A 21,951-nucleotide genomic window follows, 5' to 3' on the forward strand; every position below is an offset into this window, starting at 1 on the left:
CAGATGCCCTCAGTAAATGATGGGGTAATGATTGTTTTATCCTCTCCATCTGGAGCGGGTAAAACCACATTAGTAAAAATGTTGTCTAAAATGGACAACTATGAGATATCTATTTCACATACAACTCGTCAACCAAGACCAAGCGAGACAAACAATAAAGATTATTATTTTGTTAAAGAGGATGTCTTTAAAAGACTAATAAATAATCAAGAATTTCTCGAATACGCAAAAGTTTTTAGTAATTTTTACGGAACAACAAGAACACCTGTTATTGATAAATTAAACAAGGGGAAAAATATATTATTTGATATCGATTGGCAAGGAGCTGACCAGATAAAAAATAAAAAATTAGATTATAAATTGATAACTTTTTTTATTTTACCACCAAGTAGAGAAGTTTTGTTTGAAAGACTTTCAAATAGAGATATGAAAGATAAGTTAATTGCAGAAGAAAGAATGAAGCAATTTGACAGAGATGTCTTGCACTGGATTAATTATGATTATGTAGTCATTAACGACAATTTAGAAAAATGTTTTTCTAAAATTGAGAATTTGATTGACGCAGAAATAAACAATGGATCTAAGGATTATGACGCAGAGTATATAAGAAGCCATGTTAATAAACTAATCTCCTAGATTTTCAAATTCGTTTGTCAATTTATAGTATGTTTCAAAATTTAAATTTTGCGGTCTTAAATTTAAATTAATTTTCAATTTTTCCAGTACTTTTTGATTTCCATTAAATAATTGATTGTAAGGTTTTTTTATCATTTTTCTTCGATGATTAAAAAAAACTCTAGTGATTTTTTCTAAGTTTTTGGGATCATTTATTCTGAAAAAATTTTCTTTGGGAGAAAAAACCAATAAAGAACTATCAATTTTAGGTTTTGGAGAAAAAGAATCTGGTTTAATATCACAAATTTTTTCTATGTTTAACTTCCAGTTACTTAAAATTGTCAATCTACCATAATAAGAACTATTAAAATTAGCTATTATCCTATCTGCAACTTCTTTTTGAAACATAAGTACTAAGCGGTCAAACCAAAAATCATTTTTAAGATTAATAATCCATCTACTTAATATTTCAGTAGATATATTGTATGGCAAGTTTCCAAAAACAGTAATTTTTTCAGTAGATAAAGAATTTTCATCTATATTTAAAACATCCTCATTAATAATTTTTAGTTGGTCTTTAAATATTTCAGCAATATTTGATGCTAGATCATTATCTTTTTCAATAACAATAAATTGTTTGGGTTTTTTTTTTAAAATGAATGATGTTAAATTTCCAGTTCCTGGGCCAATTTCTAAAACAATCTTATCTTTAATTGAAGTAACTTCTGAAATTATTTTTAAAATATTTCTATCTATTAAAAAATTTTGACCAAGGCTTTTTTTGGCTTTTATCAATTTTTATCCAAAAAATTAATTGCTTCAATTAAGCTTTGTGGATTAGAAATATTTTTACCCATCATTTTTTCATTGGGGCCGTGATCTGGAGAAACTCTAATAAATGGAAGGCCTAAAGTTATATTAATTGCATTATATTCAAATATAGTTTTAAAAGGCGTTAGAACTTGGTCATGATACATGCCAATAACTACATCAAATTTTTTTCTATTATCCTTTAAAAAGAAAGTATCAGCTGAAAAAGGACCATATATTTTGTATCCTTGATTAAATAGATTTTTAATTGCTGGTTTTAAAATTTTTTCATCTTCATTAAATTTATGAACACTTTCACAGTGAGGATTAAGACCCAATATTGCAATTTTAGGTTTTAGTCTTCTGTTTTTTTTATAAAAATTATTAATTAAAGAAACTTTTTCATAAATTAAATCTTTAGAAATTTTTTTTGCAACCATTTTTAAAGGAAGATGCGTTGTTAAAGGACATACAGATAAATTCTTATTATAGATTAACATAGCTGTTTTTTTTGAATTAGTTTTTTTTGTTAAATATTCTGTAATACCTAAGTAATTTTTATTCAAAAATGATTTTTTTGAAATTGGACCATTTATAAACTTATTACTGATATCTTCTTTTAAGATATCTAAAGCAATATCAAATGAATTTTTTATAAAAGAATTAGATTTACTTGATATTTTTTCAAAAACTTTTTTCTGTTTATATTCAACATTGATCAAATTTATTGATTTATTATCAATTATATTTTTTTTTAAATCTTTATATTCAATTAAATTTATATTATTTTTAAACTTTAATTTTTTCATTTGAAGTTTTAAAATTTTTAATGATGAAATTAAAATTAAGGGACTTTTAAACTTATTATATTTTATTGTTTTAAAAAAAATTTCTAAAAAAATACTATTTGGCTCACCATTAATAATTATTATCGGCTTATTTTTCATCAATTAAAATATCTTTTTTAATTTTTTTATAATATATGTTTGAGTATTGATTAAGTTGTTGATTTTGCATAGATGCTATTCTTAAATTAAACTCTTTTTCCATATTAATTTTTTTTTCAATTTCTTTTATATCTTTTACTTTTAGAATTAAAAATCCACCTGGGATTAATATTGGATTTGTGAACTCTCCGATTTTAATTTTTGAAATATTACTTAAAATATTTTTATTAATAGAATTTTCACTAACCCATCCTAGATTTCCACCAGTTTTTGAAGTTTCTGAAATACTGTAAATAGCTGCAGTATTTTCAAATCCATTTTTTGCAATACTTTCTTTTATTTTTTCAAACAATTTTTTTGTTTCATCATTATTCTCAGTAGAGTAAACAATCTCATTTAATGAATAAGATTTAGACTTTTTATTAATAGAATTAATATCTTTTTTAATTTTTTCTTTATCTATCTTTATTTTTGAAAAAAATTTATTATATATTAATTGATTCCAAAGTGTTTCATTTGATAGCTTTTTTTCAATTATTTGCATGTTAATATCAAATTTTTTTATGTGCTTGATAAACTCTTTTTTATTTTTAAATCCAATACTCATATAAATAGATTTAATTACACTCTCTAAATACTCAGAATTTATACTTGATGAACTTGCTTTTGATATTTCAATTTCTTTAATTTTTTCTCTTATTAAAGAGTTTTTTGCAATCTCAAGTATTTTATCTTTTGCTAGATCTTGTAAGTTTGGATTTAAAGCTTGAAGATATTTAGCTTCGTTTATCACATCTACATTAGTTATAATTGAATTATCAATTTTTAATATTATCCTATTTTCAATTGATGAAGCTGAACTTAAAAAAAAAAAAATTAAAAAAATACAATATGAAATTAAATAATTACGCATTTATTCAGTTTTTGTTGATTGTTGGATTGTTGTTAGTGGAAACAAACTTATAGTAAACATTATGTTTTCTGTAGGTTTAAAATCTCCATCATCATAATAAGTTTTATTATATTTAATACCCGCGGTCATACAATCATTGTTATATTCATAAACTAAATCGTAGTACTCTGTAAGACTAATTTCTCTATTTCTTCTAGTTTTAAAAGAAATAGAATTTGATTCATCAAAATCAAATTTACTTGAGGTTTCAAAATAATTAGCATTATTTAAAGATGCATTATCTTCAACAAAATTAAATGTTGTTACAAAATTGTTAAGAGATAAATTTACTCCAAATGAATTATATTCAAATTCTTGAATATTATTGTCAATTGCAAATTTATAGTCAAGATTTATAGCCTTTGATAAACCAAAATCTATAGATCCAAATACATTGGAACTTTTTTGATTTAAACTTGTCTGCTTTGAAATATTGTCTTCTTCTACATCTCTAAAAGCTGACGCAAGTGAAATTTTTAAGTAATTGTCGTTATTAACTTTATTATTTTTTTCGTATTGAATACCTAGTGTAACAGAATTTCCTGCTTCCAAACTATCATTTATACCAAGTCTATTTGTATCAAAAATGTTTGATACATTAATTGTTCTTTCATCAGCTGAATGATTTTTCATTTCACCTGGATTAAATCTTATTGATATTTTTGGCATTAAAGTTTCGTTGTATCTTTCTGATATTTTCAAAAGAGGTAGTTCAGAGTTAATTTCAAGTAATGATTGTAGTTCACTTTGTCCACTAGATTTATACTCGGTTGTATTTTTTCCTAATGAATTAAGGTTTTTAAAAAAAATATTAAAATTATTACTAAGTCCCAATCCATTAATTATTTTATCATTTGATTTAAAGTTGAAATTATTTACGATTTTTGATTTTAAAACATTTGTATTTTCCAAAATATTATCACCTTGCGAGTCGAATTCAAAAGTTCCATAATTTGTTGGATTTAAAAATTTAGAATAATTATAATAAGGCAACACAAACTGATATCGATCATTTTGATTTAATGACAGATCTTCAAAAATATCGGTACCACCAAGCAAAGAAAATTTTTCATTTTCTACAAATAGGTTTAGACCCGAATGTAAGCTATCTGTATTTTCAGGTTTTATCGGGCTTTTTGCTAAATTATCATTGAAAATTTTTAAATAAGAGTCATTAGATGTTTTTTCTATGAAAATATTAAAATTACTGGTGAAAAAATTATTTAGCTTGAGATTTTTTTCAAATTTAGCAAACAAGTGATTAACATTTTTCTTTTTTGATGAGTCTGATGGTTTGTAACTGTTGGTAAATCCATAATCTCCAATAAATGATGAGTTTTGATTTTTTTGTCTATATTCACTTTGAAAAATTTTTGTTTCTTTTGAAAAAAATGTAGGACTAAAAGTTAAATCTTTATTGTCTGAGATAGCATAAAAGTAAGGAACACTTAATGAAGAGCCTAAAGTATTTGAATTACCAAATTTTGGAGATAAAAAACCAGACTGTCTTTTTACTGTAGGATCTGGATGAAAAAACTTTGGAAAATAAAAGACTGGAACATCATAAATTTTTAAAATTGTATCATTATAAATCAGTTGTTGTTTATTTTTATCATGTTTAATTTCAGAGGCTTGTAATTGCCAAGGGGGGCATTTATCTGTTTTCTTACAACTAGTAAAAACAGCTTTCTTTATAGAAGTAATCTTTCCTTTTTTAGATGTTGACGCACCATAAATTCTAGGATCATTATCTGATCTTTTAAAAGTATTTTTTTTAAGTTTTATTATTGTTGTTGCTGTTTGAAAATTTTCTTTTTTTAAATCAAAAAAACCACTTTCAAAAAACATTTTATCACTCTCACCAGGAGGGACATTTGTATTCGAAGTAATTGTTATATCAGTTCCTTTCAAGAATTCTTCTTCAATTTGGTAAACAAAACTTCCAAGCTCATATAAAGAAAATTTATTATTTGTAATAATAGTTTTTTTGTTAGATGATAATTTCATTTCATCTTTTAAAAATACTACATCTTCAGAAAAAAATTTGTAAGTAGGTTGAATTTCTGCAAATGTTTTTCCTTGTGTAAATATTTTTTCTTCATTCATTAAATATGTAATTTTATCTGAATCAATTTTTATCTTATTTATTCCATCTATTAAATTAACGTTTGTGATTGCTGTAATAATTTGATCATTTTTTCTAAATTCAATCTGATCTGAACGTATAGTCATCTTCCTATCTATATCTTTAATTTTTGCATCACCATACGCACTAATTATTTCATCATTCTTTTTAAATTCAATTTGATCTGAACGTATAGTTATCTTCCTATCTATATCTTGAATTTTTGCATTACCATACGCAGTGATTATTTCTTTAGCTTTTGAGTAAGAAATTTTATCAGCAATTATGATTATATTTTTTTTCTTATCTTGTAATTTTACATCTCCATCTGAGACCAATAGATTTAATTTTTTATTATATTCAAAATTTTTTGCTTTAATAAAAACATCATTAGTAAAAGCTTCGCCTCCATTAGTGCCTTTGAAAATGTTTCCATTCTCTTTTATCTCTATATTAGTGACATTAAATTCAAACACATCATTTGCTATCGAAAACGAAGGATTTATAGAAAATAAAACTATAAAAAAAAATAAGTATTTAAATTTATTTATCATTAACTCTATTAGTAATTAAAAATATTATAAAAGCTAATATTAATAATGGTGACCAAACAGATAAAATATAATTTATTTTTTCTGTTTTGCCGAGTACATTAAATATATTGTTCAAATAATAAATAATTACACAAAAAAATAACCCTACTGATATTTTTAAGGTATTGTTTTTAAATTTTTTGGTATTTAACATTATAACAGCTGAAAACATTGTCATTAAAACTAAATAAATTGGGTAAGATAATATCTTTTGAATTTGAATGTTTATTTCTATTGTAGAATAATTAATTTGAACATAGTTTTTTTTCAATTCTATTAATTTTAAAAGTGATAGTGATGAAAGATTAGAAAATAGACTTTGAATTCTTCTGTAATCAAAATTTGATTTAATTTTTATCTCATCTTTTTTCTCTTTTATATTTTGAACAAAAATTTCAGGAGAAAAAATTTGCCAATCATAACTTTTAATATCAATTTTTTCACTTTTTATGTTTCTAATTACTTTATAGTCTTTATCAAATTCAGTTATAAAATTATTAAGTAGATAGTTATTATCAATTTTAGATGAATTAATAATTAATATTTTATCATCAATCCTATCTCTTATCCAAAGACCATTTTTATTAATGACCGCAAGGTATTTTCCATCTTTGGTATAATTTGATTTTAATTCTAAGTAATTATTTTTTAAACTTGAGGAAATATTATAGTAAAAACTAATTATTATTAATCCTAGTAGAAATGAAATTGAGTTTATAATTATTAGTATTTTCGAATTTTTCAAACCAGAATATTTAAAAATTTGAATTTCGTTATTAGTAAATAATTTTATATAAAATAATTGTGTCGATAATAGTAAAATAAAAGGAAAAATTTCAAAAACCATTGATGGAGAATTAATTAAAGCCAAATACATTGTTAAAAAAATATGTGTGTCTATATTTTTAAAGAATTCCAGTTCAGCTAAAAAATTAATTATAAAAACCAAACTAATTATTATTAATATAATATAAAAAAAAGATTTTAAAAAAATATTTGTTAAAAATTTGATATATGTTTTCATCTTAGATTTTCTTTAGTGCTTTTTTGAAGTTAAGTTTTGAAATTATATAAATGTATAAAAATAAAATTATAATAATGGGAATAAGACCTATAAATAGATTATTGTAGAATGATTTATTGACAAATTTTAATGTTGACTCTGAAAATATTATTAAAAAAAAACCAATTAAAAAAACAATCAATCTATATCTGGTATAATTAATTTTTTCTTTAGAGTGGATAATTAAAAATAAAGATATTAACATTAAGGCAGGCAGGTATAAGGGTATTATTAATCTTTTGTATAATTCAGCTAAAATATTATCTAAATTTCTAAATTCACAGTTTCTAACTTTATTTTTTATTTGAACATCATTTTTAAAATTTTTATCTGTTAAAACTATTATGCATTCTAAAAGTTCATTTGATTTATGTTCTTGAGTCTTTTTTACTAAAATTGTGTCAGTTGAAAATGATGAAAGATTAAATTCTGATTTTGAAAAACTAAAACTTGTAATTCGATTATTATAAAAACTTGTGTTTTCACCTTCATAAAGCTCTAATACAGGATTATTTTGATTTTCAATTAAAATACCTTTTTTAGCAAATATAATTTGAAAACTATCTCTATCAGTATCTTTTTTAATATATATATTTCTAAAATTTCCCTCAATATCCTTGCTCTCAGTAAAAATTGTAAGGTTATTGATAGTAGAATTAAATTTTTTCGTTTTAATAAAATTACTCACAAAATCATAATCAGATGTTCTTATTAATGATCGAGCGATATTTTGAGAATAAGGCACAACAAATGATGTTAAAACAATTTGAATAAAAAAAACAAATACTGAAAAAATAAAAAAAAAATTAATAAAAGAAAACTTATTTATTCCAAAATTCCAATAAATTAGGAGCTCATTGTTCAGTTCATATTTTGCAATTACATAAGAAAAACTGAAAAAAAAGGCAAAAGGTAAAATTTTACTTATTATTTTAGGAAAATTTAAAAGAGAATAATATAGATAAATGCTATATGTGCGACCATCTTCAATTATTATGTCGAGATAATTAACAGCTTGAAAAACCCATATAATTACACCTGTGCTTATAATTGAAATTAAAAAGAATAATAGACAGTCCAATAAGAATTTTCTGTATAGTATCTTTTTCATTGAAATATAGTATTTTTATTCATATATACCATTCATCTCATATTGAGTGTATTTAAAATTTATGACTGTTCAAATTAATTATAAAAGTAGTAGTCCAAAAAAAAATTCGTCAAATCTTGTCCTATTTGTTGATGAAAAATTCAATATTAGTGGATTAAAAAAACATATTTCAAATTTTGAATTTTCATACATTTCGGACTTATTAAAGAATAGTGATTTAAAAAGAGATTTGCTTGTTTTTGAAATTAACTCAAAAAAAACAATATATTTAGCATCAATTAAGAAAGACATTAAAACTTCAGATATAGAGAATTTAGGTGCAAAATTTCATAGTTATATAAATTATGATAAAAAAAATGATTATGTTGTAAATTCAGATACTGTAACTAGTAAGATAAGAAATTTTGTTGGGTATTTTTTACATGGAATAAAATTAAAATCTTATGAATTTAATATTTATAAATCAAAAAAAAATAAAAAACTTGTTTCTGTAGATGTTATTGGAAATAAAAATAAAATATCTGCACATGACCAATTAAGATTTAAAGCATTAGAAGAAGGAACTTTTTTTGCAAGAGATCTTGTTTCTGAACCAGGAAATATTTTACATCCTGATGAATATGCTAAAAGAATAAACGGACTTAAAAAGTTTGGATTAAAAATCAACATTTACGATGAAAGAAAATTAAAAAAACTTGGTATGAACGCTCTACTTGGTGTTGGTCAGGGAAGTATTAGAGGATCTTATCTCGTAACAATGGAATGGAATGGTATTAAAAATAATTCCAAACCTTTGGCTTTTGTTGGCAAAGGTGTTTGTTTTGATACAGGAGGTATTTCACTAAAACCTGCTAAATTTATGGAGGATATGACTTATGATATGGCAGGCTCTGCTACAGTAGTTGGTTTAATGAAAAACTTAGCTGTAAGAAAAGCAAAAATTAATGCTGTAGGTGTTGTGGGACTTGTAGAAAATATGCCAGGTGGGAATGCTCAAAGACCAGGCGATATTGTTAAATCATATAGTGGCAAAACAATTGAAATATTAAATACAGATGCAGAAGGTAGATTAGTTTTAGCTGATGCTCTTACCTTTACAGAAAAAAAATTCAAGCCTAGATTTATGGTTGATTTAGCAACCCTTACCGGCGCAATTATAGTTTCACTTGGATCAGAATATGCAGGTCTTTTTTCAAACGATGACAAACTATCAAATCAATTAATAAAAGCTGGAGATAAAGTTGATGAAAAATTGTGGAGAATGCCACTACACAAAAATTTTGATAAGTTAATTAACTCTAAGAATGCAGATATGCAAAATATTAATTATGTTGGTGGAGCAGGATCAACTACAGCAGCTCAATTTTTACAGAGATTTGTTTTAAACAAAACACCTTGGGCACACCTAGATATAGCTGGTATGGCTTTTTCAAAATATGGAGGAGCATTAAATTCAGGTGGTGCAACTGGTTATGGTGTAAGATTATTAAATAAACTAGTAGAGGATGATTATGAGTAATACAGAACAAACATTATCAATTATTAAGCCAGATGCCGTAGAGAGAAACTTAGATACTGAAATAAAAGAAATGTTCAAAAATAAAGGATTTTCAATCGTAAAAGAAAAAAAAATTCAAATTGAAAAATCGGAGGCTGAAAAATTTTATAAGGTCCATGAGACAAAACCATTTTACAATGAGCTTTGTGCATATCTGTCGTCTGGACCAATTGTAGTTATGATACTTGAAAAAGAAAATGCAGTATTAGGCAATAGAGAGTTAATGGGCGCTACTAACCCAAATGATGCTGAAGAAGGAACTATAAGAAAAAAATATGGAATTTCTATTGATAAAAATTCTGTACATGGATCAGATAGCGTCGAAAATGCAAAAATTGAAATAGACTTCTTCTTTAAAGACTAATCATCTTTATAATAGCTGCTGGGTAGAGCTTATGTTCTTGAATTAAAATTCTTTTTGCTAAACTTTTAGGTGTATCAAACTTTTTAATTCTTACTTTCTTTTGATTAATAATTTTACCAGAATCTAGTTTAGAATTAACAAAGTGAACAGTACATCCAGAATATTTATCTTTGTTTTTGATTGCTTTTTCGTGAGTATTTAATCCCTTATATTTTGGAAGAAGAGAAGGGTGAATATTTAAAATTTTACCTTTAAAATTATTAATAAAATTCTTAGATAAAATTTTCATAAAACCAGCAAGACAAATTAAATCAATATTATTTTTTTTTAATTCATTGATAACTTTTTTTTCAGATAAAGCGTTTTTAAAATCAAATATCTTTTTTTTGATTTTGTAAATTTTTGCATATTGTAAACCTTTTGCTTTAGAATTATTTGAAACAATCATCTTAATGATTATTGGCGATTTTTTAAGTTTAGAAAATTTGATGAGAGATCTTAAATTACTACCTGTTCCAGAAATAAAAATTGCCGTTTTAATTTTATTAGATCCAGTTGACAGAGCCATTTAATTTAACTTTATCTTTAAAATTTTTAGTAATTTTTCCTATAACATAAGGTTTAAAATTATTAGTAAAATGACTTTTAATCTTATCCAATTTTTTTGGATTAATTATTAAACAAAAGCCAACACCACAATTGAAAGTTTTAAGCATTTCTTTATCAGATAAACCATTTTTATGTAGCCATTTGAAAATTTTAAATGTTTTTATTTTTTTCAAATTTATTTCTGCTGAAAAATTATTTGGAATTATTCTTTTAATATTATCAGCCAAACCACCTCCAGTAATATTAGCACATCCATTAATTAAATTTTTATCTATTAATTTTAAAACTTCATTCACATAAATTTTAGTTGGCTTGATTAATTCTTTTTTTAAAAATTTATTTTTTTTGATATTTATTTTTTTTTGCTTAAGAAGATAACGAACTAAAGAATACCCATTTGAATGTAAACCACTTGAAGGAATAGCCAAAATTAAATCATTATTTTTAATTTTATTTTTACTTAAAATTTTATCTTTACTAACAATCCCAACTGCAAAACCTGCAATATCGAATTTGCCTTTTTCATATGTGCCAGGCATTTCTGCTGTTTCACCACCAACTAATTCACATTGAGATAGCTTACAGCCTTTTACAATACCTTTAATGATTGATTTTAACTTTTTTAAATCAATTTTATTTATAGATATGTAATCAAGAAATAGTAAAGGTTTAGCACCCTGGACAATTAAGTCATTTACGCTCATTGCAACTAAATCAATGCCAATAGTATCATATTTTTTAAGCGTGTTTGCAATTTCTACTTTAGTGCCAACGCCATCAGTACAGGCAACAATTTTAGGTTGTTTAATTTGACTTGGAATGTCAGATATAGATCCAAAACCACCAATATTTGAAAACTTTTTTTTGCCCCTTTTTTTTGTTGAAACAGATGAAATGAAATTAACAAATTTATCAGCAGCATTTATGTTAACGCCACTTTTTTTATAGGTTATTAATTTATTATTCATTAATATGTTTTATGAGATTTAATATTAAACTTTTAAATTGTAAAAGATTATATATTCATTTTTGCTTTGTGGCTTTGTTAAATATTTTTTTTTCCACAGAAAATATTTACGCAAAGACTTTTTCAATCAATGATATAGAAATATCCACTCCTTTTGAGATTAATTTTAACAAAAATAAGATAATTGACGAGGGTTTTGCGCAGGGATTTAATAGGTTGGTTTTATCTATATTACAAACTCAGGATCAGAAAAAACTCGGTAAAACACCACTTGGTGCAATCAAAAGTATGATCGAAACTTTTTCTATTCAAGAGGAAAAATTTATTGATGAGGTTTATTATTTGTCTTTAAATGTGTCATTTAATAAAAAGAAAATATTAAAATTTATGGAGAAAAAAAATATTTTTCCATCTCTTCCCGTTGAAAAAAAAATATTTTTTTTACCAATTATAGTAGATAAAAATAAAGACGAAATTTCAATTTTTTCTGAAAACTATATTTATAATAATTGGAATTCTAATAATCAAAAATATCATTTATTAAGATATATTTTACCTACTCAAGATCTAGATGATTTTAATTTAATTAAAAGATATTCAAAAATATTGGAAAGTTATAATTTTAGTGAAATTATCAAAAAATATAATCTCGATGAATATATCATATCAATCATCTATAAAGAAAATAATACTATTAAAGTTTTAAATAAAATAAACTTTAATCAAGAAGAGGATCTTAAAAATATTAGTTTTCAAAATATCAATATAGATAACTATAAAGAAGCAGATAAATTAGTCGAAAGTTTAAAAAGTATTTATGAAAATTATTGGAAGAGTAAAAATGAAATTAATACATCGGTAAAGATATCTTTAAATATTTCAATCAATAATAATAACAACTCAGAAATTTCAAAATTTGAAGAAATATTAGATAATGCAGATCTTGTATATAATTATTATATTTATAAATTTAATAGTAAAGATACTTTTTATAAAATAATTTTTAATGGATCACCGGATAATTTTCTTAAGTTTATGAAAAGTAGAAATTATGAATTTAATATTCAAAATAAAATTTGGTCAGTTAAATGAATGATTTGAATCAACTTATACTTAATTTTGATTATGATCAAAATTTTAAAGATCAAGATTTTTATGTTTCAAAAAGTAATGAGTTTGCATTTAAACTATTAAATAGCTGGCCCAAGTGGGAGAAAAATTTCATAAATTTAATTGGTGAAAAGTTTTCAGGTAAAACTCATTTAATAAATATTTTTTTGGAAAAGTTTAAAGGAATTAAGATTGAAGCTAACGAAATTAATAATGAATTTTTAAAAAAAATTAAGGTCTTTGAAAATATAATCATTGAAAATATGGATGATAAAATTGACGAAAATTTATTCTTCACTCTATTAAATATTATTGATCAGGATAATAAACATATAATCTTAACCTCTAAAGATCCGATTGTTAATTACCGCTTTAAGTTAAACGACTTAAATTCAAGATCTAAAAATTTTTTGTTATGTAATATAGAAAAACCAGGAGATGATTTGATGTTTGCACTTATATTAAAAAACCTATCTGATCGTCAAATATCTATAGATAAGAAATTAGTAGATTTTATTATTAAAAGAATTGATAGATCGTATGGAAAAATTTTTGATTTCATATATAAAATCGACAAAATTAGTTTAAAACGAAAAAAACCAATCGATTTTAAGATTATAAAAGAAGCCTTAGGAGAATAATTGAATAAGTATAGAACACATAATTGTAATGAATTAAGAAAAGATGATTTAAACAAAGATATTTCAATATCTGGATGGATAAATAAAAAAAGAGATCATGGAAACCTTTTGTTTATTGATCTACGAGATAATTATGGAATTACCCAGTGTATTATTGATAAAGAAAATAAAAATTTTTTAAATTTAGAAAAAACTCAACTTGAAACTGTTATAAAAGTAAGTGGGAAAGTTGTTAGCCGCTCTGATGAAACAGTTAACAAAGATATTGTAACTGGTGAAATTGAAGTTGTTATAAATGAATTTGAAATATTAGGGACTTGCAAAGAATTGCCAATGCCAGTTTTTAGTGATCAAGAGTATGCTGAGGAAATAAGATTAAAATATAGATTTTTAGATTTAAGAAGAAAAAAAATTCACGAAAATATAATCTTAAGATCTAAAGTGATTTCATATATCAGGAATGAAATGACTAAACTTGGATTTTTAGAATTTCAAACACCAATTTTAACATCCTCAAGTCCAGAGGGAGCAAGAGATTTCTTAGTTCCAAGTAGACTTAACCCTGGAAAATTTTATGCTTTACCACAAGCTCCTCAACAATTTAAACAATTAATAATGGTCTCTGGATTTGACAAATATTTTCAAATTGCGCCATGTTTTAGAGATGAAGATGCTCGAGCTGACAGAAGTCCAGGAGAATTTTATCAACTAGATCTAGAGATGTCATTTGTAGAACAAGAGGATGTTTTTAATGTTGTTGAAACTTTAATGGTTAATACTTTTAAAAAATTTTCAAACAAGAAACTTATGTACGATAAATTTCCTAAAATTTCATATGCTGATGCAATGCTAAATTATGGAAGTGACAAGCCTGATTTAAGAAACCCACTACTTATAAATGATATAACAGAAATATTTACAAGAGAAGATGTATCTTTTGAAATATTTAAAAAACTTGTAAAATCCGGTTTAAATGTAAGATGTATTTCAACTAAAAATACAAAAGATAAACCTAGAAGCTTTTTTGATAATATTGATAAATGGGCTAAAGAACAAGGTGCTTCTGGATTAGCATATTTTACTTTTGAAAAAGAAGATCAACTTTCAGCAAAAGGTCCAATTGGAAAGTTTTTTTCTAAAGAAGCTTTGGAAGAAATAATGAAACAAACTAACTCAGAAGTAGGGGATAGTATTTTCATGGCTTGTGGTAAACAAATTGATTTAGAAAAAATCACTTCACTCGCTAGAGATAAAATAGCTAAAGATCTTGATTTGATTGATGAAAATATTTTTGCATTTTGTTGGATTATTGATTATCCAATGTTTGAGAAAAATGAAACAACTAATAAAATTGAATTTAGCCATAATCCATTTTCTATGCCACAAGGGAATTTAACCGAAGAAAATTTTGAAAAACCTCTAGATTTATTAGCTTATCAATACGATATTGTTTGTAATGGTATTGAACTTTCATCAGGTGCAATAAGAAATCATAAACCAGATCTTATGTACAAACTTTTTTCAATAGCAGGTTATGACAAGAAACAAGTAGATGAAAAATTTAGTGGAATGATCAATGCATTAAGTTATGGCGCTCCACCTCATGGAGGAATCGCACCTGGGATTGATAGGATTGTGATGTTGCTTGCAAATGAAAAAAATATAAGAGAAGTAACTATGTTTCCAATGAACCAAAATGCACAAGATTTGATGATGAAAGCTCCATCTGATGTTAGTGAAGAGCAATTAAAAGAACTTAGTATTGCAATAAAAGGTAAAAAATAAGATTACTTTTTACCTTTTAAATTTATCTTAACATCTGAAAGATCTACTAAATTTTTTTTATAATTATTTCTTACAAAACCTTTGCTTGTTATATCTTTTACAATTTTTAATAACTGGTTTTGGTCTTCAGATTGAGAATCCTCACTTGAAGCAGGATCATTACCACCAATTGAAGGTGTGTGAGCTAGATCCTCCCTATTTTGATAAGATATGGCTAATTCTCTAAAAATATAATCAAGTATAGAACTTGCGCTAAGTATTCTGTCATTACCATGAACTTTTCCAGATGGTTCAAATTTAGTACCAACGAATGCACTTATATATTCGTCAAGTGGAACTCCATATTGAAGCCCTAAAGATACAGCGATAGCAAAGTTATTCATTAGCGCTTTCACTAATTCTCCTTCTTTACTTGTATCAATAAAAATCTCACCTATTTTGCCATCTTCATATTCACCAGTATGTAAGTAAACTTTATGGTCTCCAATAGTAGCTTTTTGGATATAACCTTTCCTTCTATCAGGCATTCCAAATCTTTTACCACCTTTTTCAGAGGATTTATTAAAGTTTGAAATAATATTTTCTTTATTTATAGAGTTTGTTTGGTTTACTTCAGTTACTACTTCTACCTTTTTACTTTCAATAACTTTATTATTATTAGGATCAAGACTTTTAGTTTTACGATTATCAAGTTTAACATCTAAAACCTCAAATTTTCCATCATCTCTTTTTTCAAGGTTTTTTAACTCTGTTTCATTTATATCATCCAGGTAATGATTAACTTTAAACGTACATGTGTAGTAGGTCTCAACTAAATATTTTGCCATTTTTCCTCTTTATAAATTTATTGAATCTTGAGTTAGACAATATATTTATATACAAATTCATATTTTAGTCTAATTTAAATTTTACAATTTTTAATTGAATAAAAAAAATATTTTATGTTGACAATTTTAAAAAAAATTTTCACTTGGTGGAATCAAGATACTTTTGGCACAAGATTAAAAACAATTTTTTTTGGAAAATTAGTTGGTAGTGATAATATTGGTAACAAATATTATGAAAGTAAAAATGGAAAAAGATGGGTTATTTACGCAAATACTATCGATGCCTCAAAAATACCGGTTGAGTGGTATTCTTGGATTCATTTCACCCCTAACAAAATAGAAAAAACCCATGAACTTGAAAAATATGATTGGCAAAAACCTCATCAATCAAATTTAACTGGTACTGAAAAGGCCTATTATCCCAATAAAGATAAAGATGGAATCAAAAAGAAATATTCTAGCTGGAAACAATAAATTTTCCTTTTATCTTTTTATTTTTTTAATTTATTTTTTTTTAATAAATCTCTCATTATCAAAAGATAATACAGATGGTACTTTTACAGACTTAAAAATCTTAGATAAAATAAGTTCAAAAAATACTTTGTTAAGGTTAAAAAATGGAGAGTTAGCAACTTTTAAAGATCTTTCTATAAAAAGTTTAAAATGTAAAAATTCAGAATTTGATGATAATCCTGAAATCACTGCCTATATACAAGTCAAAGATCTTACTGATGAAAATAATAATGAGGTATTTGTATTTAATGGGTGGATGTTTTCATCAAGCCCATCAATAACTCCATTTGATCATCCAGTATATGATGTTTGGCTTATAAAATGCTATTAGACAATAGTGTCTTTATCTAGCCAGCTTACATTAAAATCAGAATTAATAAATTTTTTATGACTCAGAAGTTTTTTATGAAGTGGAATTGTTGTTGTAATTCCTTCTATAACAAATTCATCTAAAGATCTATTCATTCTTTGAATAGCCTCAGTTCTATTTCTTCCATGACAAATTAATTTACAAACCATACTATCATAATAAGGAGTAACTTTATATCCTTGAAAAATAGCTCCATCTACTCTAGTCCTAAAACCAGATGGTTGATGACACATACCTATGGTTCCAGGTGATGGTTGAAAATTTTTACTTGCATCTTCTGCATTTATTCTACACTCAATTGCATGACCTCTTGGTTTTATATCGGTTTGTTTTAGTGCTGTTTCTCCAGAAAAAGCTATCCAAATTTGCTCCTTAATAATATCAATACCAGTTACCATTTCTGTTACGGGATGTTCAACTTGTACTCGTGTATTCATTTCAAGAAAATAAAATTTTCCATCTTCATAAATAAATTCTACAGTTCCAGCTCCCATATAGCCAATTTTTGCTACCATATTGACTGTTCTTTCAAATAAATCTTTTCTTATTTCATCATTGAGAACTGGGCTTGGTGTTTCTTCAATTAATTTTTGATGTCTTCTTTGAACAGAGCAATCTCTTTCATGAAGGTGAATAACATTATTCTTACCTGCTAAGATTTGAACTTCTATATGTCTTGGATTTTGAAAAAACTTTTCAATATAAACCTCATCATTGCCAAAGTATTTTTTTGCCTCAGATTTTGCAGTGGAAAACAATGTTTCAAATTCCTCTTCTTTGTAAACAATTTTCATACCTTTTCCACCACCACCACCTGATGCTTTAATTAAGACAGGAAATCCAATTTTTTTACATAACTCTTTAGCTTGAGCGATATTTGTTACACCACCTTCAGAACCCTCAATTACTGGTAAACCGTTCTCCTTAGCAATTCTCTTTGCTTGAATTTTATCACCCATCATTTTTATATGTTTTGATGATGCACCAATAAAACTTATCTTATTTTCTTCAAGAATTTTTGCAAAACTAGCATTTTCAGATAAAAATCCATAGCCAGGATGTACAGCGTCAGCATTGGTAAGTTCTATTGCTGACATTAAATTGGGAATATTCAAATAGCTATTTGCAGGTTGATAAGATCCTATACACACACTTTCATCTGCCATTCTCACATGCATACTTTCTCTATCAACATCAGAATGAACAGCAACAGTTAGAATTCCCCATTCTTTACAAGCTCTAATAATTCTAACTGCAATTTCCCCACGGTTTGCAATTAAGATTTTTTTAAACATTTGTTTACTCTAGAATAATAATAGTTTGACCAAACTCGACAGGGTGACCATCTTCAACACAAATTTCCTTTACAACACCATCTGCAGTTGACGGCACATGATTCATAGTTTTCATTGCCTCAACAATCATAATAGTGTCACCTTTTTTAATTTTTTTACCTACTTCAACAAATTTTTTTGCCCCAGGCTCTGGAGCATGATAAGCGGTTCCAATAATTGGTGAAGTAATTTCAGTACCAGATTTTACAATTAGTTTTTCAGAGTGATTTTCATTTCCAGAGGGAATATTTGAAGATATTGCACCTGGTTGATTGTTGATAGATACATTGTTTTTTGAAACTTTTATTTTAGTATCTTTTTCAGTAATTTCTATTTCCGTAAGATTAAACTCATCCAAATAGTTGCTTAATTCTTTAATTATACTTTTATCTATTTTCATTTTTTAAGATCTTCTCTAATGAAATTATGGCCAAAATATAACCCTCTACACCTAAACCAAAAATTCCCCCTGTTGCGATATCACTTATTAATGATTTATGTCTAAATTCTTCTCTTTTATATATATTTGATATATGTAGTTCAATTATTGGCTTTTTAAATAAATCAAGAGCATCTCTAATTGCAACTGATGTATGGGTAAAACCTGCAGCATTTATTATAATTCCATCATATTTTTTTCTTGCATCCTGAATTAAATTAACTAGCTCTCCCTCAATGTTTGATTGAGCAAATTCTAATTCAATACCAATTTTATTAGACTCTTTTAAACAATTTTCTTTTAATTGATCGAAAGTAGTTGAACCATATTGTGATTGTTCTCTCTCACCTAATAGATTAAGATTTGGACCATTAATAATAATAATTTTATTATTCATTTAACTCTTATATACGATGAAAAAAATAAAAAAAATAGAAATTAAAGTGAATGGTAAATTTAAGCATGTTAATGAAAATTATAAGATTTCAGATTTAGTAAAAGATCTCAAGATTCCTCTAAAAAAAGTAGCAATTGAACTCAATCAAGAGATAATAGATAAAAAAAATATTAGCAAAATTGTTCTAAAAAAAAATGACAAAATTGAGATAGTTCATTTTATTGGAGGTGGTTAAATGAAAAATGATAAAATAATTATAGCAAACAAAAAATTTAATTCTCGATTAATCGTAGGTACAGGTAAATATAAAAATTTGCCTGAGTGTGCAAAAGCAATTAAACTCTCTGGAGCAGAAATTGTGACTGTTGCTGTAAGAAGAGTTAATATAACTGATAAAAGAAAACCACTTCTTATGGATTATATTGATCCAAAAAAAATCACTTATTTACCAAATACAGCGGGATGTTTTACTTCTGCGGAAGCATTGAGAACACTTAGATTAGCAAGGGAAATTGGTGGATGGAAATTGGTTAAATTAGAGGTCTTAGGTGATAAACAAAATTTATTTCCTGATATGATTGAGACTTTAAAATCAACAGAGGTTTTAGCTAAAGAGGGTTTTAAGGTTATGGTTTATTGCAATGACGACCCACTAATGGCAAAAAGATTGGAAAACGCAGGAGCAGATGCAATAATGCCATTAGCAGCTCCTATTGGCTCTGGTTTAGGTATTCAAAATAAAACAAATATTCAAATTATTAGAAAGCAAACTAAATTACCTTTAATTATTGATGCTGGTTTAGGTCAAGCATCAGATGCAACAATTGCAATGGAGTTAGGTTGTGATGGTGTTTTAGTTAACACGGCGATTGCAAAAGCAAGAAAACCATTTGATATGGCTCTCGCGTTTAAGAATGCAGTAATTGCTGGTAGACAATCTTTTTTAGCAGGACGTATTAATAAATATTTATACGGAAATGCATCTTCTCCAAAAACAGGAATTATTAAATAGTTGCTGTTTTTTTAATATACTTCTTTTTTTTAAAATAAGCTTTCTTTTTAAAAGGTTTTTTATGAAATTTTTTGACCTCTTTATTTTCAAAAATTTTATCTTCTTTAATTTGTATTTCTAAATTTTTTAGTTTTTCATAATGTTCGATTAGCTCAATTGTTTTTTTTGATTTATTTTGAATGTTTATAATATACTCCGGAATAATAAGCGTAGGATCACTTATAATATCTATTGTCATTTTATTTTTCTTTTCAAAATAAGTTAAATCATCAACAAAATTTTCTTTTAAAAAATCAGAGATTTTTTCACAAACCTTTAGCTCAACAAATTTAGCTTTATTAATAACTGCATTTAACTCAACTGTTTTAAGTAATTTTTGGGCAAATGACTCATCTGTGAGAGTTACTTTCCATTTTATTGCACTTTCTCTCAACCGTTGTCTGGACATTTCAAGAAGACCAAAATTACTTATTCGTCCTATTTGAATTCTAGCTCTATCAGCTCTACATTTTTCTTTAAGTTTTCTTTCAACCAATCTTCTATTTCCATAACTAAGCATATCAATAAAGTCAATTATAATTAGACCAGATAAATCTCTAATTTTTATTTGCCTTGCAATTTCTTCAGCTGCCTCAATATTTGTATCTAATGCAGTGCTTTCAACATTTTTTCCCTTAATTGAACTACCAGAGTTTATATCAATTGAAACAAGTGCCTCAGTAGGATTTATTACCAAATATCCTCCTGATTTTAGTTTTATCTCAGAATCAAATATCTGATTTAATTTTTGTTCAATTTTTTCTTCAATAAATAATGGAATTTTTCCTCTATATTTTTTTACCCTCTTAACACTAGATGGCATTATCATTTTCATAAAAGTTTGTGCTTTTTTATAACCCTCGTTACCTTCAACTATTATGTTTTGAGTGGTATCATCAAACATATCTCTTAAAGTTCTTTTTATAATCTCACTTTCTTGATGAATTAATGATGGTGCTATAGAATTGATAGCAGTATCTTTAATTTGTCCCCAAGTTTTGATAAGAGTTTCTAAATCATTATTAATTTCATTTTTAGTTTTATTGCTTCCAGCAGTTCTCACAATTAAACCCATCTCTTTTGGAATCTCAATTTCATTCAAAATAGTTCTTATTTTTTTTCTATCTGCTGGATTAAATATTTTTCGAGATATTCCACCTCCTTTTGGAGTATTGGGCATCAAGACAATATATTTTCCAGCAATCGAAATAAATGTACTAAGTGCTGCACCTTTTTGTCCTCGTTCATCTTTAATGACTTGAACTAAGATAACTTGATTTGGTTTTATAACTTCCTGTATTTTGTATCTTTTAAATTTAAACTTAATTTCTTTTTTTTTATCTTTTTCCTCAGAGTCATTTTCACTTTCCTCGATTGTTTCTTTTTCAATATTAATAGGGTCATCTATTTCAAGTTTTCCTTCAGCAATATTCTCATCTTCTTTTGCTTCAACTTCTTTAGAAAGTTTTTCTCTAGCTTTTTCCTCTTCTTCTTTAATTCTATCTAAATCTGCTTTTGGTATTTGATAATAATCAGACTGAATATCATTAAAAGATAGAAAACCATGACGCTCACGCCCAAAATCAATAAATGCTGCTTGAAGAGATGGTTCTATTCTACTTACTTTACCTAGATATATATTATTTTTTATTAAATTATTCTTTAAACCTTCGTATTCGTAATCTTCAATATTGTCATCTGATTTAAGAACAACTCTAGTTTCATTAGGATGCGATGCATCGATATATAAATTTTTTTCCATAATAATTT

The 21,951-nt window shown here is 25.5% G+C and carries 23 protein-coding genes; 10 read left to right on the forward strand and 13 right to left on the reverse strand.

Translation table 11 applies throughout. From position 1 onward, the window contains the following. The first annotated feature begins 3 nt into the window (after positions 1-3). Complete coding sequence (gmk, locus tag F754_RS0101610; RefSeq protein ID WP_023648169.1) at positions 4-636, forward strand: guanylate kinase; 633 nt, start codon at positions 4-6, stop codon at positions 634-636. On the opposite strand, the gene rsmA is transcribed toward gmk, so the two are convergent. Genes rsmA through F754_RS0101640 form a run of 6 tightly spaced genes read right to left on the reverse strand, consistent with a single transcriptional unit; the run spans position 625 to position 8,216 of the window. Next, complete coding sequence (gene rsmA, locus F754_RS0101615) at positions 625-1,410, reverse strand: 16S rRNA (adenine(1518)-N(6)/adenine(1519)-N(6))-dimethyltransferase RsmA (RefSeq protein ID WP_023648170.1); 786 nt, start codon at positions 1,408-1,410, stop codon at positions 625-627. The genes gmk and rsmA overlap by 12 nt on opposite strands. Then, positions 1,407-2,372: a 4-hydroxythreonine-4-phosphate dehydrogenase PdxA gene (locus tag F754_RS0101620; RefSeq protein WP_023648171.1), complete on the reverse strand. Its 966-nt coding sequence runs from the start codon at positions 2,370-2,372 to the stop codon at positions 1,407-1,409. Before F754_RS0101620 ends, rsmA begins: the two co-directional genes overlap by 4 nt. Next, the gene (locus tag F754_RS0101625; protein ID WP_023648172.1) at positions 2,362-3,285 is read right to left on the reverse strand and encodes a peptidylprolyl isomerase; all 924 of its coding nucleotides are present in this window, start codon (positions 3,283-3,285) and stop codon (positions 2,362-2,364) included. Before F754_RS0101625 ends, F754_RS0101620 begins: the two co-directional genes overlap by 11 nt. Then, entirely contained in the window at positions 3,286-6,003 is a 2,718-nt protein-coding gene (locus F754_RS0101630) for an organic solvent tolerance protein (RefSeq protein ID WP_023648173.1), read from the reverse strand. After that, entirely contained in the window at positions 5,993-7,066 is a 1,074-nt protein-coding gene (locus tag F754_RS0101635; protein ID WP_023648174.1) for an LptF/LptG family permease, read from the reverse strand. Before F754_RS0101635 ends, F754_RS0101630 begins: the two co-directional genes overlap by 11 nt. A gap of 1 nt (position 7,067) precedes the next feature. Then, a complete protein-coding gene (locus tag F754_RS0101640; RefSeq protein WP_023648175.1) occupies positions 7,068-8,216 on the reverse strand; it encodes an LptF/LptG family permease in 1,149 nt (382 codons plus the stop codon). 61 nt (positions 8,217-8,277) lie between these two features. Here F754_RS0101640 and F754_RS0101645 point away from each other — a divergent pair, with 61 nt between their 5' ends. Next, a complete protein-coding gene (locus F754_RS0101645; RefSeq protein ID WP_023648176.1) occupies positions 8,278-9,735 on the forward strand; it encodes a leucyl aminopeptidase in 1,458 nt (485 codons plus the stop codon). Next, entirely contained in the window at positions 9,728-10,138 is a 411-nt protein-coding gene (ndk, locus tag F754_RS0101650; protein ID WP_023648177.1) for a nucleoside-diphosphate kinase, read from the forward strand. The genes F754_RS0101645 and ndk overlap by 8 nt, the downstream gene beginning before the upstream one ends. Here ndk and purN read toward each other — a convergent pair. Both purN and F754_RS0101660 read right to left on the reverse strand, forming a co-directional pair. Further along, positions 10,128-10,706 (reverse strand): phosphoribosylglycinamide formyltransferase, encoded by a 579-nt coding sequence (purN, locus tag F754_RS0101655; protein WP_023648178.1) that lies wholly within the window; start codon positions 10,704-10,706, stop codon positions 10,128-10,130. The two genes, ndk and purN, sit on opposite strands and share 11 nt — an antisense overlap. Next, the gene (locus F754_RS0101660) at positions 10,684-11,715 is read right to left on the reverse strand and encodes a phosphoribosylformylglycinamidine cyclo-ligase (protein ID WP_023648179.1); all 1,032 of its coding nucleotides are present in this window, start codon (positions 11,713-11,715) and stop codon (positions 10,684-10,686) included. The genes purN and F754_RS0101660 overlap by 23 nt, the downstream gene beginning before the upstream one ends. An 11-nt stretch (positions 11,716-11,726) precedes the next feature. On the opposite strand from F754_RS0101660, the gene F754_RS0101665 reads away from it, so the two are divergent. From F754_RS0101665 to aspS, 3 genes are read left to right on the forward strand one after another with little or no spacing between them, the layout of a single operon-like run. After that, complete coding sequence (locus F754_RS0101665) at positions 11,727-12,806, forward strand: hypothetical protein (RefSeq protein WP_023648180.1); 1,080 nt, start codon at positions 11,727-11,729, stop codon at positions 12,804-12,806. Further along, a complete protein-coding gene (locus F754_RS0101670; RefSeq protein WP_023648181.1) occupies positions 12,803-13,465 on the forward strand; it encodes a DNA replication protein in 663 nt (220 codons plus the stop codon). The genes F754_RS0101665 and F754_RS0101670 overlap by 4 nt, the downstream gene beginning before the upstream one ends. After that, on the forward strand, positions 13,466-15,250 hold the full coding sequence (gene aspS / locus F754_RS0101675) for an aspartate--tRNA ligase (protein ID WP_023648182.1): 1,785 nt from the start codon (positions 13,466-13,468) through the stop codon (positions 15,248-15,250). A 2-nt stretch (positions 15,251-15,252) separates the two neighbouring features. Here the strand turns inward: aspS and F754_RS0101680 are convergent, their stop codons facing one another. Beyond that, positions 15,253-16,077, reverse strand: coding sequence for a ribonucleotide reductase (locus F754_RS0101680; protein WP_023648183.1), 825 nt, complete (start codon positions 16,075-16,077; stop codon positions 15,253-15,255). Positions 16,078-16,191: 114 nt separating this feature from the next. On the opposite strand from F754_RS0101680, the gene F754_RS0101685 reads away from it, so the two are divergent. Both F754_RS0101685 and F754_RS0101690 read left to right on the forward strand, forming a co-directional pair. Then, positions 16,192-16,551: an NADH-ubiquinone oxidoreductase subunit NDUFA12 family protein gene (locus F754_RS0101685; RefSeq protein WP_023648184.1), complete on the forward strand. Its 360-nt coding sequence runs from the start codon at positions 16,192-16,194 to the stop codon at positions 16,549-16,551. Continuing rightward, positions 16,514-16,921: a DUF2155 domain-containing protein gene (locus F754_RS0101690; protein WP_023648185.1), complete on the forward strand. Its 408-nt coding sequence runs from the start codon at positions 16,514-16,516 to the stop codon at positions 16,919-16,921. The genes F754_RS0101685 and F754_RS0101690 overlap by 38 nt, the downstream gene beginning before the upstream one ends. Here the strand turns inward: F754_RS0101690 and accC are convergent. Genes accC through aroQ form a run of 3 tightly spaced genes read right to left on the reverse strand, consistent with a single transcriptional unit; the run spans position 16,918 to position 19,130 of the window. Further along, positions 16,918-18,255 (reverse strand): acetyl-CoA carboxylase biotin carboxylase subunit, encoded by a 1,338-nt coding sequence (gene accC / locus F754_RS0101695; protein ID WP_023648186.1) that lies wholly within the window; start codon positions 18,253-18,255, stop codon positions 16,918-16,920. The two genes, F754_RS0101690 and accC, sit on opposite strands and share 4 nt — an antisense overlap. A 4-nt stretch (positions 18,256-18,259) precedes the next feature. Beyond that, complete coding sequence (locus tag F754_RS0101700; protein WP_023648187.1) at positions 18,260-18,694, reverse strand: acetyl-CoA carboxylase biotin carboxyl carrier protein subunit; 435 nt, start codon at positions 18,692-18,694, stop codon at positions 18,260-18,262. After that, positions 18,681-19,130, reverse strand: coding sequence for a type II 3-dehydroquinate dehydratase (gene aroQ / locus F754_RS0101705; RefSeq protein ID WP_023648188.1), 450 nt, complete (start codon positions 19,128-19,130; stop codon positions 18,681-18,683). Before aroQ ends, F754_RS0101700 begins: the two co-directional genes overlap by 14 nt. 16 nt (positions 19,131-19,146) lie before the next feature. Here aroQ and thiS point away from each other — a divergent pair, with 16 nt between their 5' ends. Both thiS and F754_RS0101715 read left to right on the forward strand, forming a co-directional pair. Beyond that, positions 19,147-19,365: a sulfur carrier protein ThiS gene (gene thiS / locus F754_RS0101710; protein ID WP_027303419.1), complete on the forward strand. Its 219-nt coding sequence runs from the start codon at positions 19,147-19,149 to the stop codon at positions 19,363-19,365. Beyond that, a complete protein-coding gene (locus tag F754_RS0101715) occupies positions 19,366-20,142 on the forward strand; it encodes a thiazole synthase (RefSeq protein WP_023648190.1) in 777 nt (258 codons plus the stop codon). On the opposite strand, the gene F754_RS0101720 is transcribed toward F754_RS0101715, so the two are convergent. Beyond that, the gene (locus F754_RS0101720; protein WP_023648191.1) at positions 20,135-21,943 is read right to left on the reverse strand and encodes an Rne/Rng family ribonuclease; all 1,809 of its coding nucleotides are present in this window, start codon (positions 21,941-21,943) and stop codon (positions 20,135-20,137) included. The two genes, F754_RS0101715 and F754_RS0101720, sit on opposite strands and share 8 nt — an antisense overlap. Positions 21,944-21,951 lie beyond the last annotated feature (8 nt).

It is taken from the genome of Candidatus Pelagibacter ubique HTCC8051 (assembly GCF_000472605.1).
GTDB lineage: Bacteria > Pseudomonadota > Alphaproteobacteria > Pelagibacterales > Pelagibacteraceae > Pelagibacter > Pelagibacter communis_B.

What these genes read in the sequence shown, in the direction of transcription:
- gmk (WP_023648169.1), top strand. Translation starts at nt 4, where the DNA reads ATGCCCTCAGTAAATGATGGGGTAATGATTGTTTTATCCTCTCCATCT.
- F754_RS0101620 (WP_023648171.1), bottom strand. Translation starts at nt 2,372, where the DNA reads ATGAAAAATAAGCCGATAATAATTATTAATGGTGAGCCAAATAGTATT.
- F754_RS0101625 (WP_023648172.1), bottom strand. Translation starts at nt 3,285, where the DNA reads ATGCGTAATTATTTAATTTCATATTGTATTTTTTTAATTTTTTTTTTT.
- F754_RS0101630 (WP_023648173.1), bottom strand. Translation starts at nt 6,003, where the DNA reads ATGATAAATAAATTTAAATACTTATTTTTTTTTATAGTTTTATTTTCT.
- F754_RS0101635 (WP_023648174.1), bottom strand. Translation starts at nt 7,066, where the DNA reads ATGAAAACATATATCAAATTTTTAACAAATATTTTTTTAAAATCTTTT.
- F754_RS0101640 (WP_023648175.1), bottom strand. Translation starts at nt 8,216, where the DNA reads ATGAAAAAGATACTATACAGAAAATTCTTATTGGACTGTCTATTATTC.
- F754_RS0101645 (WP_023648176.1), top strand. Translation starts at nt 8,278, where the DNA reads ATGACTGTTCAAATTAATTATAAAAGTAGTAGTCCAAAAAAAAATTCG.
- ndk (WP_023648177.1), top strand. Translation starts at nt 9,728, where the DNA reads ATGAGTAATACAGAACAAACATTATCAATTATTAAGCCAGATGCCGTA.
- purN (WP_023648178.1), bottom strand. Translation starts at nt 10,706, where the DNA reads ATGGCTCTGTCAACTGGATCTAATAAAATTAAAACGGCAATTTTTATT.
- F754_RS0101660 (WP_023648179.1), bottom strand. Translation starts at nt 11,715, where the DNA reads ATGAATAATAAATTAATAACCTATAAAAAAAGTGGCGTTAACATAAAT.
- F754_RS0101665 (WP_023648180.1), top strand. Translation starts at nt 11,727, where the DNA reads ATGAGATTTAATATTAAACTTTTAAATTGTAAAAGATTATATATTCAT.
- F754_RS0101670 (WP_023648181.1), top strand. Translation starts at nt 12,803, where the DNA reads ATGAATGATTTGAATCAACTTATACTTAATTTTGATTATGATCAAAAT.
- F754_RS0101680 (WP_023648183.1), bottom strand. Translation starts at nt 16,077, where the DNA reads ATGGCAAAATATTTAGTTGAGACCTACTACACATGTACGTTTAAAGTT.
- F754_RS0101685 (WP_023648184.1), top strand. Translation starts at nt 16,192, where the DNA reads ATGTTGACAATTTTAAAAAAAATTTTCACTTGGTGGAATCAAGATACT.
- F754_RS0101690 (WP_023648185.1), top strand. Translation starts at nt 16,514, where the DNA reads ATGGAATCAAAAAGAAATATTCTAGCTGGAAACAATAAATTTTCCTTT.
- accC (WP_023648186.1), bottom strand. Translation starts at nt 18,255, where the DNA reads ATGTTTAAAAAAATCTTAATTGCAAACCGTGGGGAAATTGCAGTTAGA.
- F754_RS0101700 (WP_023648187.1), bottom strand. Translation starts at nt 18,694, where the DNA reads ATGAAAATAGATAAAAGTATAATTAAAGAATTAAGCAACTATTTGGAT.
- aroQ (WP_023648188.1), bottom strand. Translation starts at nt 19,130, where the DNA reads ATGAATAATAAAATTATTATTATTAATGGTCCAAATCTTAATCTATTA.
- thiS (WP_027303419.1), top strand. Translation starts at nt 19,147, where the DNA reads ATGAAAAAAATAAAAAAAATAGAAATTAAAGTGAATGGTAAATTTAAG.
- F754_RS0101715 (WP_023648190.1), top strand. Translation starts at nt 19,366, where the DNA reads ATGAAAAATGATAAAATAATTATAGCAAACAAAAAATTTAATTCTCGA.
- F754_RS0101720 (WP_023648191.1), bottom strand. Translation starts at nt 21,943, where the DNA reads ATGGAAAAAAATTTATATATCGATGCATCGCATCCTAATGAAACTAGA.